This is a genomic window from Nitratireductor sp. L15S-10, assembly GCF_045011005.1.
GTDB lineage: Bacteria > Pseudomonadota > Alphaproteobacteria > Rhizobiales > Rhizobiaceae > Nitratireductor.
The window spans coordinates 2,000,479-2,014,820 of sequence record NZ_CP120674.1; the positions used below are offsets into that span (position 1 = coordinate 2,000,479).

Consider the following 14,342-nt stretch of genomic DNA (forward strand, 5'->3'; position numbering starts at 1 on the left):
AGCATGAGGGCAATGGAAAGGCACAACCGTGTGTGATCATGGAGTTGTGATCCATCGCGTCGCTATGTCACCAAACGCAAAAAGCCGGCGCAGGGCGCCGGCTTCCTGTGGTGAAATAACGAAAGCTGGAAGCAGATTTCGGTTTCCTTTGATCTTCGAACTGAAGGTCGGGTGCCTTTTGGACACCCATACCCGGTTCGCGATCTAGAAGAAGCTTTTTCGCTGCCACCAGCCGGTTTTGCGCGGCCGATCAGATTCCGAGGATTCTGATGACGAGACCACCGGTTCGACTTCTGCCACGACACTGTCACCCGCGGGAGCTTCGTTTTCTTCTGCCTTGGGTTTCGCCGCGGTCCTACGCGTGGAAGTTCTGCGTTTCTTCGCAGCCGGGGGCGCAGTCTCTTCAGACGCAACCGTTTCGGTAGACACGCTTTCGGCAGACTTCTCCTCTGCAGGGGGCGTTGCGCCATTGCCTGTTTCGTCTGGCGCGTTGTCCTCAGCGGCAGGAGCAGACGTCTTGCGTGTCCGTCGGCGGGGTTTCCTCGCCGGCTTTTCCTCGGCTGCAGGTTCCTGCTGCGTGTCGGCAGGAGCCTCCTGTTCAGAAGTCTCCGCCGATGCCGCTTCGGTGTTGTCCGACGTATCGGCTTGTACCGTTTCGGATGCGACGTTCTCGCCATCCTCCGCGACATCCTGCGGCTGGCTTTCACGGCGGTTCTTGCGCCCACCCCGTTTGCCGCGATGACGCTTCTTGCGCTCACCCTCGGCATTTTCAGCGGTCAGGGCCTCGCCGGCTTCTTCCGGAGCTGCAGGCTCATCTCCTGTGTTCCCGCCGGATGCATTCTCTTCAACGGCGCCGTGCTCGGAGCTCTCGTTTGCGCTCTGTTCGGTCGCAGCCTCGCCGTTGTTGTTGCGATTGCGACCTCCGCGCCGCTTGCGCTTGCGCCGACGTTTGCGAGGCTCGCCATCCTCACCATTGGTGGTTTCGTGGGATGGAGCGGCGGCTTCTTCCGGTTCCGCGACCTCGATCGGAGCTGTCGGAACGGGCTGCTCCATGCCGGACTTGTCTGCCGGTTGCTGTTTTGTGATTGCGAAATGCTGCGCTCCGACCTCATCATCCGCTTCCACGGTGATGTGCACGCCAAAGCGGTTTTCCATCTCAACGAGGTTGGCGCGCTTGTGGTTCAGCAGATAGAGCGCTGTCGGCGTGGGTGTCCTAACAGCAATGTTGTTGCGGGAATCCTTGAGGAGATACTCTTCGATAGAGCGAACAACGAAAAGCGCCACCGAGGAATCAGAGCGGATATGCCCTGTGCCACCGCAATGGGTGCATGGCTGCATCGTGCTTTCAAGAACGCTTGCACGAATGCGCTGACGGGACATCTCCAGAAGACCGAAATGCGAGATCCGCCCCACCTGGATGCGCGCGCGGTCGTTTTTGAGGCAATCCTTCAGCCGCTTTTCGACTGCGCGGTTGTTTCGGTTCTCCTCCATATCGATGAAGTCGATAACGATCAGGCCCGCGAGATCCCGCAGTCGCAACTGACGCGCAACCTCTTCCGCGGCTTCCAGGTTGGTCTGGAGCGCGGTGTCTTCAATGGAGTGTTCCTTTGTTGAACGGCCGGAATTGACATCGATCGCGACCAGCGCTTCGGTCTGGTTGATGATGATATAGCCGCCAGATTTCAACGTTACCTGGGGCTGCAGCATCCGGTCGAGCTGCGCTTCAATGCCATTGCCTGCAAAGATTGGTGTCACCTCACGATAAGGCTGCACAACCTTTGCGTGGCTCGGCATGAGCATCCGCATGAAATCCTTGGCTTCGCGATAACCTTCTTCGCCTGCCACCAGAACTTCGCCGATATCCTTGTTATAGAGATCGCGCACGGAACGCTTGATCAGACTGCCTTCCTCATAAACAAGAGCAGGGGCGGTCGATTCGAGCGTGAGGCTGCGCACTTTTTCCCAAAGGCGCATCAGATAGTCGTAATCACGCTTGATCTCAGCTTTGGTGCGGTTGGCACCCGCCGTGCGCAGGATTACACCCATGCCCTGCGGGACATCGAGCTGCTTCACAACGTCCTTAAGACGTTTGCGATCCTGAACGTTGGTGATCTTTCGTGAGATGCCACCGCCGCGCGCAGTGTTCGGCATCAGGACGGAATAACGACCGGCAAGCGACAGGTATGTGGTCAGCGCCGCGCCCTTGTTACCGCGTTCTTCCTTGACCACCTGGACAAGAAGTATCTGGCGGCGCTTGATGACTTCCTGGATCTTGTAATTCTTGCGGGCGGCACGACGTGGTGCCTGGACCTCTTCCAGCGCGTCATCGGCGCCAACGGTGTCAACGTTGTCTTCCTCTTCGTCGACATTGCTGTCGTCGCTATCGCCATCGTCCCTGGAGCGACCGCGACGAGAGCGCTTTGCACGGGGCTCCTCCGAAACGACGTCTGCGGCCGCTTCAGCAGCCATGGTTGTCGATTTTTCGCCGCCTTCATCCTCGGAGGTGTCGTCGTCTCCGGAGACATCTATCTTTTCTTCTTCGGCGGTAGCGTCATCCTGCCTGGCAGTCTTCTTCCGGGTATTGGCGCGGCGACGTTTCCGTCCACCCTTCTGGGGCTGGCGCTGTTCGCCTTCTTCCTCGTCCTCATCTGCCTTGGCTTCCGCAGCCTCGGCTTCAATGAGCGCCTGGCGGTCCGCTACAGGAATCTGATAGTAATCTGGATGAATCTCGCTGAAGGCGAGAAAGCCATGCCTGTTTCCACCATATTCGACGAATGCGGCCTGAAGTGAAGGTTCGACGCGTGTTACACGCGCCAGATAGATGTTTCCGCGAAGCTGCTTCTTATCCTGAGATTCGAAATCGAACTCTTCGATGCGATTACCGCGAAGGACGACAACCCTTGTTTCCTCCGGATGGGAGGCATCTATTAGCATTTTGTTCGGCATAAATTCTTGTCTCCCCGGCAGGGTGCGATTGTCGGGCCGGACTCCACGTGTGTCGCCGCAAGCCAGTGTGACAATCTGTGCCGGATAATCTGAGGTTCGTCGGCGTTGAAGGCCGCGCGAAATTGGACCGGAACACCGATTTCGCGGTGCGCTTTAATCCGGATCTATTTCCAATCGCGCCTGAAGCCATTCCATCGCCCGGCAGAACCGTTTCAACCAAGGCCCGGATTTACGGGCCAGCTATTGCTCATAGCGAGCCGGCACGGACGTTTCTTAAGGTCCGGCCGTTTCCTACGTCAGAGCTCTCATGTCTGGAGAATGCCCTGAAAAATTCCTTCTGAATCACCGCCCGTTCCGGTTTGCGGCGGCGGAAAAGGTTCGCCCCGTTGCTCATCGCCGTTTGTCAGCAGGGACTCAAACCAAGGACGCTTATCGCGATGATTCATAGATGCTTTTATGATTTGACAGTTGTATTGGCAACCCTGATTTCTATTGGTGGGCTGGGCTGGAGGCTGACGGGGAACCCGGTCATCGATTGCCCAACGGATGTGGAGAGCGCATAAAAATTGGGAGTTTCCGGGCGATTCGAAGGAAAAACGCCATTTTTCTCATGGGGAATCGATATCGATTCGATGAAGATTCGCACAACGCATCTCAAAGAGGCGGTTTTGCACAGACCAACGCTATTCATTGGGGCTTTTCTCGCGGCGATCACTCTTGTTTTCAACAACGCTTTCGGTGGTGAGCCTGCCCTCAAGGCGCATGACTACAAGATGGCAGGCGACGCGCAGTACACTCGCATTGTCGTTCGTTTCGACCAAAAGCCCGAGTTTCGGTGGTTTCTTCTACGGGATCCCAGCCGCTTGGTCGTTGACCTGCCCTTGACGGAATTTTCCTTCGATCCTCTTGAACTGCGTCCACGCGGTCTGGTTGCAGCCGTCCAGTATGGTGCAGTGGACGCGGAGCGTGCGCGACTGCTTTTCCGGGCGGTGGGGCCGTTCTCCGTCGAGAAAGCCGAGGTTATGAAGAATGAAACCTCGGAAGGATTTCGCCTGATCTTGGAATTGCGGGCGAGTTCGGCTGATGATTTCGATGCAGCGCTGCGTGCGAGCATGCTGAAACCGGGGGCGGAAGAGCCGGGGGAGGGAGCGCCGGCGATACAGGATCGCTTTACCGTAGCGCTTGATCCGGGACATGGCGGCGCGGATGGCGGCGCGCGCGGTATCAATGGAACGATCGAAAAGCAGATCACGTTGCTGTTCGCGCTCGAGCTGGCCCGGAAACTGGAAGAAACGGGGCGTTACCGGGTGGTCCTTACACGTGAAGACGACCGTTTCCTGCGTCTTGACGAGCGGGTTCGGATCGCACGTGAGAAGGGCGCGGATCTGTTTGTCTCGGTGCATGCCGACGCAATCGCCATCCGTAGCGTGCGAGGCGCAACCGTTTATACGGTGTCTGACAAGGCCTCGGATGCCGAGGCGGCGGCGACAGCTGCCCGCGAAAATCTCTCGGATGAAATTGCTGGCAAAGTGCCCGAAGAGGAGCAGGATGAAGTTGAGGATATTCTTGTTGATCTTATCCGGCGCGAAACACATGCGTTCTCCATCCGTTTTGCGCGCACTCTGATCGGCAAATTGTCGGATACGGTTCAACTGGTGAAAAATCCGCACCGATACGCGGGTTTCCGGGTCCTTCGCGCGCCCGATATTCCCTCGGTGCTTCTGGAACTTGGCTATCTGTCGAACCCGGAGGATGAAGCGCAGCTTCGGGATCCCGAGTGGCGTGCCGAGACGATGGACGCAATCGTTGAAGCTGTCGGCTACTTTGCGAAGGCGAATGGCGCGGCGGGTGGATGACGCAAGGACGTTGCAAGTCTGCAACGCTTGAAATGATTAATTCAGCCAGAGGTTCCGCCGTTTGTACCGCCGCATTTTGCCCACAAGACTAAGGCAGTAAGAGCCAATGCAAGATTTTCCGGAAACACCGGGTGCTCCGGGCGGAAGATCATGACAAAAAGTGGTATTATAGAATCGCTGGCGGCGAAGAGGACGAACTGTCTGGCAATGACGAGGCGCGGTTTCGTCATTTGTCTTCGCGATGCGGTTGGAATTTGAAAGACGGCTCTGGCGGTTTGTGGCTTTTGCAGCAAAAGGGCTACGCCAGAGTATGAATTGGAGCGGGCATGGTACGTCTCATCGGGTATTTCTTTGGCGTTGGCATCGTGCTGGCGTTGCTGGTGGCAGCGGGCATCGCGCTTTATGTCGGCGATCTTACAAAAGATCTTCCAGACTATGAGGTCCTGGCGAAGTATGAGCCACCTGTAACCACCCGTGTTCATGCCGCCGACGGCGCACTGATGGCGGAATTTGCGCGCGAGCGCAGGCTTTATCTTCCCATTCAGGCCGTGCCTGACCGGGTCAAGGCTGCCTTTCTCTCTGCCGAAGACAAGAACTTCTACAAGCACCCGGGCGTTGACGTAACAGGTCTTGTGCGTGCCGTGATCACCAATATTCAGAATTTTGGTTCCGGTCGCCGCCCCGTGGGAGCGTCGACCATTACGCAGCAGGTGGCAAAGAACTTCCTGCTGACTTCCGATCAGACCATGCAGCGCAAGATCAAGGAGATGGTGCTCTCCTTCCGTATCGAGCAGGCCTATTCCAAGGACCGTATTCTTGAGCTCTACCTGAACGAGATCTTTTTCGGCCTTGGTTCCTATGGCATCGCCGGAGCGGCCCTGACTTATTTCGACAAGTCGGTCAATGAACTGACGCTTGCCGAAGCAGCCTACCTGGCCGCCCTGCCGAAGGGGCCATCCAATTACCACCCTTTCCGGTACACGGAGCGCGCCATTGAGCGGCGCAACTGGGTGATCGATCAGATGGTCGAAAACGGTTATGCAACTGCCGAGGAGGGTGAGAAGGCCAAGGCGACCGGTCTTAATGTTTCTCCCCGGCGGCGCGGGACCTATCTCTTTGCCGGTGAGTACTTCACGGAAGAGGTTCGTCGCGACATCATTTCGCGCTATGGCGAAGACGCGCTTTACGAAGGCGGTCTGTCGGTCCGGACGACACTCGATCCGAAATTGCAGCTTTATGCCCGCAAGGCGCTGCAAAACGGTCTCATCCGCTACGATACGCTGCGTGGTTATCGCGGACCGGTGACCCAGATCGACGTCTCCGGCGATTGGGGCGTGCCGCTCGGAGAGGTCGAGGCGTTGAGCGATGTTCCAGAATGGAAGCTTGCTGTCGTTCTTGGAACTGAAGATGACAAAATTTCTATAGGCATCAAGCCGGAGCGCACAGTGTCCGGCGCACTCTCGGAAGAACGCGAAACAGGTACAATCGCGCTCGAAGACATGAAGTGGGCCATGCGGCATGTCGTCGATGGCGAACGTCTTAAGGCCAACAAGCAATCGGACGTTCTGAAGCCCGGTGATGTGATTTTCGTCGAGAAGAAGCCGGACACGGAGCGGGCTTGGGAGTTGCGTCAGGTGCCGGAAATCGAAGGCGCCCTGGTGGCCATGGATCCCCATACGGGACGTGTTCTGGCGATGGTCGGCGGCTTCTCCTATGCCGATTCCCAGTTCAATCGGGCGACGCAGGCCTATCGCCAGCCAGGTTCGGCCTTCAAGCCCATCGTTTACGCTGCAGCACTCGACAATGGCTATACGCCGGCTTCGGTCGTGCTCGATGCGCCAATCTCGATCCAGGTCGGCAACGAGGTCTGGGAACCGAAGAACTATGGTGGAAAATCCGCCGGTCCCTCGACATTGCGAGCTGGTATCGAACGTTCGCGCAATCTGATGACTGTGCGCCTGGCAAAGGACATGGGCATGCAGCTTGTGGCTGACTACGCGGAGCATTTCGGTCTTTATGACAAGATGCTCCCTGTGCTGGCCATGTCCCTTGGTTCCGGGGAGACGACGGTCATGCGTATGGTCTCTGCCTATGCGGTGATGGCAAACGGCGGGAAACAGATCGTTCCGTCATTGATTGACCGTATTCAGGACCGCTACGGGAAAACGGTCTACAAGCATGATCGCCGCGAATGTGTGGGTTGTGTCGCAAGCGAGTGGAAAGGGCAGGAGGAACCAGAGATCATCAATGATCGTGATCAGGTTCTCGATCCCATGACCGCTTATCAGATCACCTCAATGATGCAGGGGGTGGTGTCGCGCGGTACAGCGGTGACAGTTTCCGAGCTCGGCCGCCCGATTGCCGGTAAGACAGGGACGACGAATGACGAGAAAGACGCATGGTTCGTTGGCTATACACCCGACCTCGTCGTTGGCGTGTTCATGGGCTACGACACCCCGCGTCCTATGGGGCGTGGCTCCACCGGTGGTGGTCTCGCTGCTCCGATCTTCAAGGAGTTCATGGCGAATGCGCTGAAGGATATGCGCCCCGTCGATTTTCAGGTGCCGGAGGGCATGAACATCATTCCCATTGATCGCAAGACGGGAATGCGCGCCCAGGCCGGACAGCCCGGCGTCATAATGGAAGCTTTTAAACCGGGGACGGGTCCTGCCGACAGCTACTGGGTGATTGGCATGGAGGATCTCGAGGGAGCTGGAGGCCCCCGGGTCATTTCTCCGCAGGCCAACCGTGCCGTGAACTCGGGCGCTGGCGGACTCTACTGATATTGTTGCCTGATTGTGAGCGTGTCTGCTTTACACAAGCGGGCACGCTCCATATGGTCCGACGCGATTCAGAACACTGTTTCTGAAAAAATCCAACAAAACCGAGGTGTTGATCTGCAATGCGCGCAGAAACCGAAAATCTTGTCGACGAAATCAGGCAGGCCATAAGCCTGCTGAGGAGGCATCTTTGACTGGGATGAAGCGGTAAAGAGACTTGATTATCTCAATGCTCGCGCTGAAGAGGCCGACCTGTGGAATGATCCGCAGGAAGCCCAGAAGCTGATGCGCGAGCGTCAGATGCTCGAAGAGAACATCACCAGTGTCCGCAACCTTTCGCAGGCGCTTGAGGACAATGTCGGCTTGATCGAACTCGGCGAGGAAGAGGGCGACACTTCCGTGGTTTCGGAAGCAGAAGCCGCTCTCAAAGGTCTGAATGAAGAGATCGCCGCCCGCCAGGTGGAAACCTTGCTTTCCGGCGAGGCTGACGGCAACGACACTTATCTGGAAATTCATGCCGGTGCTGGCGGTACGGAGAGCCAGGACTGGGCGCAAATGCTCCTGCGCATGTACACGCGCTGGGCAGAGCGCCGTGGCATGAAAGTCGATGTGATGGAGGTCCATGACGGCGAAGAGGCCGGCATCAAGTCGGCGACCCTTCTGATCAAGGGGCGAAACGCCTATGGGTGGCTGAAGACAGAGTCGGGCGTGCACCGCCTTGTTCGTATCTCCCCCTATGACAGCAATGCGCGACGACACACCTCATTCGCCAGTGCCTGGGTCTACCCCGTTATCGATGACACGATCGACATCGATATTCCCGATTCCGAGGTTCGCATCGATACATACCGGGCGTCAGGCGCGGGCGGTCAGCACGTCAATACAACAGACTCGGCTGTCCGCATAACACACATCCCGAGTGGCATTGTGGTGCAGTGTCAAAAGGAGCGCTCACAGCACAAGAACCGCGCTACCGCCTGGGATATGTTGCGCGCGCGCCTCTATGAGGAGGAGCTTAAAAAGCGTGAAGACGCAGCCAGTGCCACAGAAGCTTCCAAGACGGATATTGGCTGGGGCCACCAGATTCGCTCCTACGTCCTGCAGCCCTATCAGCTGGTGAAGGACCTGCGTACGGGCGTTGAGAGTACGAGCCCCCAGGATGTACTCGACGGCAAGCTGGATGCGTTCATGGAAGCTGCACTGTCACAACGGGTTCATGGCAGCAATGGCGCGGAGGTCGAGGACCTGGCATAGTTTCCTGCCGTCTCAGCACCCTACGATATACGGGCGGACGCGAGGCGTTCGCCCGTTTTCATTTTCAGGTGTCGTTCTGGAGATACTTGGCGATCTTGCGCCCTGCGGTGAGAAAGCGGGAGGGATTTATGGCGGTACCGGATCTGCGCACTTCATAATGGAGATGTGGTCCTGTGGAGCGGCCGCTCGAGCCGACCTTTCCCACCTTCGTACCGACCTCCACCCTGTCACCGGTCTTTACAAGAATCTTGCTCATGTGGGCATAGCGCGTCGTAAGACCGTTTCCGTGATCGATCTCTACCATGCGCCCGTAACCGCCGTTCCAGCCCGCTTTTACCACTGTTCCGGAGCCGGTCGCATGGACAGACGCGCCGCGCCGTGCTCGAAAGTCGATGCCCGAATGATGGGCGAGGCGGCCGAGAAACGGATCCTTGCGTGCACCAAAACGGCTCGATACCTGCGCCCCGGGTGCCGGGCTCGCCAGAGGTAGACGCCTTGCCTTGGCCTTGATTTCATTCAGACGGGACAGGGCTTCATCCAGTTCCCGCACCTGGTCCTCAAAAACGAGAGCGGTGGTGGACGCAAGAAGCGGACCGCCGACACTCTCTTCTCGGTGGTCGCCAGGGATTATCAAACCGACATCTTCCAGCGTGCCGGCAATGGCATCAGCGGTCTGATAGGCGTCGTCGGCAAGCAACCTCACACTGTCGATCTGATCTGTCTCGATGGATTCCAGTGCGCGATTGAGCTTTACAAACAGGTAGTCTGCCTTGTCGGCAGCCGACAGTTGCTCACTCTTCTGAGCCGACCGTGAACGGAGCGGCCAGGGTGGCGAACCTGTTTGCGCAGGAGCAAATGATGCGACCGCGATGCTGCCGGTCTTCGTCGGATCGAGCAGTGGTTCGATCTCGGCCTTGATTTTCGGCCGTGGTTCCGGCACGGGCGCGCTATCCGGCAACAGATCGGCCCCTGCACGGTTGAGCACCGGATCGAGCCGGCTTTGACGCTTGGTGAGCTGATCCTGCCGTGCAAGCAGCTCGCCGACCTTTTCCTGCATGAATTGCTGATCGAGAAGCTGGCGGCTGGTGACGCGGTCAAGTTGAGCGCGCAGGGCGGAAATCCGATCTTCATAGGCCTGCTGAAGTCGCGCCTGTCGTGCAACGGTGGCACCGATCAGGTCGTCTCGAAATACGAGATAGGAGGTGGCAAGAAGATATCCTATCGCAAGCGCGGCAATGGCAGAACCGGCCAGGGCGGCGATCCATGGCCGCACCGTGAAATGCCGGATCGTGTCGCCCCGCGCGATGATAATCGTGTGGGGTTCCTTGCGTTTACCGAAAACCGCAGATTGCTGTGAGTGCATCGAGAATCGAACTTGTGTTCAGGGGACCGTGTTCGATGCCGATTACACTTGATTAGGGTTAACAAAGCTTTTCGCGCTACGATTGAAGGGGGACAAAAGCACAATAGCTGGTGCGGCATGGCTCCTGTCAGAATACAGGTTGCGGTTGCGGCAGGGGACTGGCTGGCAATGAAGGGATCTAACGACCTTCCGTTTCAAGCGTCTTGACAGCGTCGAGCACGGACTGAGCATGGCCTGGCACTTTTACTTTGCGCCATGATTCCGCAACGTGACCGTCACGGCCGATCAGGAAAGTTGAGCGCTCGACACCCATATATTTGCGGCCATACATGCTTTTTTCGACCCACACACCGTATGCCTGAAGCGTTTCCTTCTCCTGATCGGAAACGAGAACCACCGTGAGTGCGTGTTTGCTCTTAAACTTGTCGTGGCTCTTGGGGCTGTCTGGCGACATTCCCAGAAGGACCGTATCGAGAGCATCGAATTCCGGCTTGAGCGCCGTAAAGTCGATTGCTTCCGCGGTGCAGCCGCTGGTGTCGTTTTTGGGATAGAAGAACAGCACGACGTTTCTCCCGCGGAAGTCCGACAGTCGGATTTCGCTGCCACCATCTGCGGGCAATGCAAAGTCCGGTGCTTCGCTTCCTTTGACGGGTCCTGTCATTTTCTTTCCCCTGTTTGTGGATAGGCGATGAAAGGGAGAGATATAATCATGTTAGTGGATTCGTCCATGGCTGCGAGTGTCGACGGGAACGGTTTTGGATCAGCAAGGTGCTTCTCACAGAAAGATCAGGTTCAAGCGCGGCGAGATAGCGGCTCTGGAAACTTACCCCTCTACCCATGACAGGGCGCGGCGGGTTCTGCGGCGTTCCGTGTTCTGGCTTTGGTTGAGGCGCTTTATTGCCGGTTTTGCAGGGGTGGTTGCGCTCGTTGTTGTTCTTGGACTGACGCTTCAGCTCGTCGGGACGGGCTCGATCGGCCAGGAGCGGTTGCGGTCGGCTGCGCAAGGAGCCCTGACCACGCTTGCGGGGTACGATGTCGAGACATCCATGGGGGCCTTGCGATTGGTCCCGAGCGATCGCAGTCTGATTGCCCTTGAGATAAGGGACGCGCATCTAACCAAAGCCGAAACCGGTGAAACACTGATCGACGCGGATGTTCTCCGATTCGGCATCAGGCTGCTGCCATTGCTCAAAGGGCAGATAAAGGTCGGAAGCGCAGATATTGCGGGTGCGCGTGTGCAGCTTGCCGCGCTCTCATCGCGCTCCGAGGAGGTGGCCGAGGTCGCGCGCTGGAAAAAGCCGCTCGATCCCAGTCTGGTCGAGAAAGATGTTTTTGACGGTCTCAGACGTGTCTACGCACTGACCGAACGCATGGGAACTCGATACCTGCGCCTGCGTGATGTTGAGGTGATCCTGGATGACACCTCCAGGCGGAGTATGAAGATCGATATCAATGCTTCCATGGCGCCTTCAGGAAAGCTTGATTTCAAAAGCACTATCGCGCTCGACGACCGTGGCATTGAAATTTCTGGAACTGCCTTGCGCCCCGTGCGCGATGGGCCGATCCAGTCAGTGGATGTCGAAATTTCGGCACCCACGCCGTCGCTTCTGGAGACTGCGCGGGCCGTTTCCGGTCGTGATGAACGCACCAGGGGCCTTCTTGAGTCAGTTCGCATATCGTTGCATGGCGGCGAGCGCAAGATCGGCAATGGCCGGCTGAAATTCGAACTGGAGCTGGATAACGCTCCCTTTGATCTTGGGGACGATGGGGTGTTGACCGCAACTGGCCGCATCCGCGCCGAGGTCGGAGACGATGAGGGCATGATCGTCATCAATCAGGCGAACATGGTTGTCGGACGTTCTGCTTTCAATTTCACGGGGCGAATTGTTCCTGTCGAGAATTCCGGCGCCGGGAGTGCGGTCTATCGTTTTGATCTTGCCAGCGGTCAATCCACGATCGCGCCGATCGATTCGCCTGAAGCCGCGGTCCCCTTCGTAGCAGGCGTTGCCGGGCGTATCGACACTGGAAATGGTCGCATCGTCGGGGACACGATCCGCATCGCCACCACATCCGGCGTGATCACCGCAAGTGCTGCGGTCACCTTTCAGGCGGGCAAGACGCCGGGCCTGTCGCTTGCCGTCTATACCGAAGGAATGCCGACCCATGAGGTCAAGCAGTTCTGGCCGTGGTTCGCCGCCTCGGGAGCGAGGGAGTGGGTGCTGGGAAATCTCTTTGGCGGTCGGGTTGTCGAGGGCAATCTTCGCCTGCGCGTGCCTCCGGGGCGTTTCGGCAATGGCAAACCGCTGAACAATGAAGAAGTCAGTGGAGCCTTCGCTGTCTCTGATGCGCGGTTCGACATCGCCGGCCGCATACCGCCCGTGCGAGACGCGGTCGGTCGCATCGCGTTTCAGGGCTCAGACATCGATATCGCGATTGAGGCGGGCACGGTCTTCATGCCGAGTGGGCGGAAAGTGGCTGCCAGCAAGGGATCGCTCACGGTTCGCAATGCTCATGTGAAGCCACGTATCGGCAAACTTGAAATAGACGTAGCCGGTAAGGCGCCTGCCATTGTTGAGCTGGCTTCATATGAGCCTATCGATGTGTCCGACAAGATTGACCTTGCGCCTCAGGATGTGACCGGTGATGTGACCGGGCATGTGGTCGCGGATATCCCTTTGAGCGATGGCATTCTGCGCGAAGATCTCGGCTGGCAGGCTACACTGGAATACAAAAACCTTTCGATCACGAAGCCTTTTGATGGACAGATGGTCGCTGATGCCAATGGCGTGCTGATTGTCGAGCCGGGCAGGGCGGACATTTCCGCCTCCGCAACGCTGAACGGCGTACCGGCACGCCTGGAACTCGTCGAGCCTATCGGAGAGTCCGGGCTGAAGCGGTCACGCAAGATCGAGCTGATGCTCGACGACACGATGCGCAACAAAGTGGTTCCCGGACTGGATGGTATTCTCTCCGGGCCCATGACGGTGGACTATTCCGAGCTCGCCGATGGGCGCAAGGCGCTCACCATAAAGCTGGATAAGGCGCGGTTGACGCTTCCATGGATCAACTGGAGCAAGGGTGCGGGAATCCCTGCGAAGGCGTCCTTCATTCTCGAAGAAACGCCGTCGTCGATGGAACTGACGAACTTTAGACTGACCGGAGAGACATTTTCAGCCGAAGGGCGCCTTACTATTGCTGGCGGCGAGCTCTCCAGCGCCCGGTTCGACAAGGCAAGACTGAACCGGGGCGACGATTTTTCTGTCTCTGTCGACCGGTCGGGCAGGAACTACAAGGTAACCGTGCGTGGTGCATCATTGGATGGGCGCGCGATGATCAAGCATTATCTTGCAACCGGGCGGGGCGCTACCGATAGCGGAAGCGGAGCAGGGGCTAGCGCCGGCGTTACACTTGACGCGAAACTTGCCAGCGTGACCGGTTTCGGCGGTGCGGTTTTGCGGGATGTAATCCTGAACTACACGTCTGCCGCGCAGAACTCGGGCCGTCTTGACATGTCGGCCACAACGGCGTCCGGCGGGAAGGTGACTTTGACGCGTGCCCCAAGCGGTATCACCGCCAATTCGTCGGACGCCGGCGCTGTCATGCGTTTTGTCGACTTTTACGAGAACATGGAAGGCGGGCAGATGGCGCTGTCGCTGAGCGAGGGCAAGGGCGGTGTATTGAGTGGCCGTGTGTCGGCAGAAAACTTTTTTATCGTCAATGAAACCCGTCTGCGCTCGCTTGTCTCTGCAACCGAAAGCAATGGCGAGGTGGACGCCAATAGAATCAGCTTTGAACGCGGCTATGCCACGGTGCTGAAAAGTCCGGGGCGACTGGAGTTGAGAGATGGTGTTCTGCGCGGGCCGTTGATCGGCACGACCTTCCAGGGGACGCTGTTCGATGCGAACGACAACATTGCGATCACTGGAACGTTCATGCCACTCTACGGTCTGAACCGCATCTTTGGCGAAATACCGGTGTTTGGCGAGATCCTTGGAAACGGTCGTGATCGCGGACTGATCGGAATTACCTATCGACTGTATGGCAAGCTCGCCGAGCCTCAGATGGAAGTAAATCCCATCTCGGCCATCGCCCCCGGAATTTTCCGGCAGATATTTGAATTTCGATAAAAAAAGTGCGCCCGGC

General features: G+C 57.7%; 7 protein-coding genes. 4 read left to right on the forward strand and 3 right to left on the reverse strand.

The features are described 5' to 3' along the window. Positions 1-204: 204 nt before the first annotated feature. On the reverse strand, positions 205-2,946 hold the full coding sequence (locus tag P2W41_RS09555; RefSeq protein ID WP_404933023.1) for an Rne/Rng family ribonuclease: 2,742 nt from the start codon (positions 2,944-2,946) through the stop codon (positions 205-207). Positions 2,947-3,578: 632 nt separating this feature from the next. On the opposite strand from P2W41_RS09555, the gene P2W41_RS09560 reads away from it, so the two are divergent. From P2W41_RS09560 to prfB, 3 genes are all read left to right on the forward strand, one after another. After that, on the forward strand, positions 3,579-4,802 hold the full coding sequence (locus P2W41_RS09560; RefSeq protein WP_404933024.1) for an N-acetylmuramoyl-L-alanine amidase: 1,224 nt from the start codon (positions 3,579-3,581) through the stop codon (positions 4,800-4,802). A gap of 326 nt (positions 4,803-5,128) precedes the next feature. Then, complete coding sequence (locus tag P2W41_RS09565) at positions 5,129-7,585, forward strand: penicillin-binding protein 1A (RefSeq protein ID WP_292895823.1); 2,457 nt, start codon at positions 5,129-5,131, stop codon at positions 7,583-7,585. Between the two features lie 119 nt (positions 7,586-7,704). Then, positions 7,705-8,836, forward strand: a protein-coding gene (gene prfB, locus P2W41_RS09570; RefSeq protein WP_292895821.1) for a peptide chain release factor 2 whose coding sequence is annotated in 2 segments (ribosomal slippage) — positions 7,705-7,773 and positions 7,775-8,836 — 1,131 coding nt in all. Because the reading frame shifts where the segments join, the coding sequence is not laid out codon by codon here. 64 nt (positions 8,837-8,900) lie between these two features. Here the strand turns inward: prfB and P2W41_RS09575 are convergent. Together P2W41_RS09575 and P2W41_RS09580 are read right to left on the reverse strand one after the other, a co-directional pair. Beyond that, positions 8,901-10,199 carry a M23 family metallopeptidase gene (locus P2W41_RS09575; protein WP_292895819.1) on the reverse strand — a complete coding sequence of 433 codons (1,299 nt, stop codon included), beginning with the start codon at positions 10,197-10,199 and terminating at the stop codon, positions 8,901-8,903. Between the two features lie 178 nt (positions 10,200-10,377). After that, on the reverse strand, positions 10,378-10,860 hold the full coding sequence (locus P2W41_RS09580; protein ID WP_404933026.1) for a peroxiredoxin: 483 nt from the start codon (positions 10,858-10,860) through the stop codon (positions 10,378-10,380). 94 nt (positions 10,861-10,954) lie between these two features. Between P2W41_RS09580 and P2W41_RS09585 the strand changes: the two genes are divergently transcribed. Continuing rightward, complete coding sequence (locus tag P2W41_RS09585; protein WP_404933028.1) at positions 10,955-14,326, forward strand: DUF3971 domain-containing protein; 3,372 nt, start codon at positions 10,955-10,957, stop codon at positions 14,324-14,326. Positions 14,327-14,342: the final 16 nt, after the last annotated feature.

Coding starts and splice junctions, on each gene's coding strand:
- P2W41_RS09580 (WP_404933026.1), bottom strand. CDS start 10,860: ATGACAGGACCCGTCAAAGGAAGCGAAGCACCGGACTTTGCATTGCCC.
- P2W41_RS09565 (WP_292895823.1), top strand. CDS start 5,129: ATGGTACGTCTCATCGGGTATTTCTTTGGCGTTGGCATCGTGCTGGCG.
- P2W41_RS09560 (WP_404933024.1), top strand. CDS start 3,579: ATGAAGATTCGCACAACGCATCTCAAAGAGGCGGTTTTGCACAGACCA.
- P2W41_RS09575 (WP_292895819.1), bottom strand. CDS start 10,199: ATGCACTCACAGCAATCTGCGGTTTTCGGTAAACGCAAGGAACCCCAC.
- P2W41_RS09555 (WP_404933023.1), bottom strand. CDS start 2,946: ATGCCGAACAAAATGCTAATAGATGCCTCCCATCCGGAGGAAACAAGG.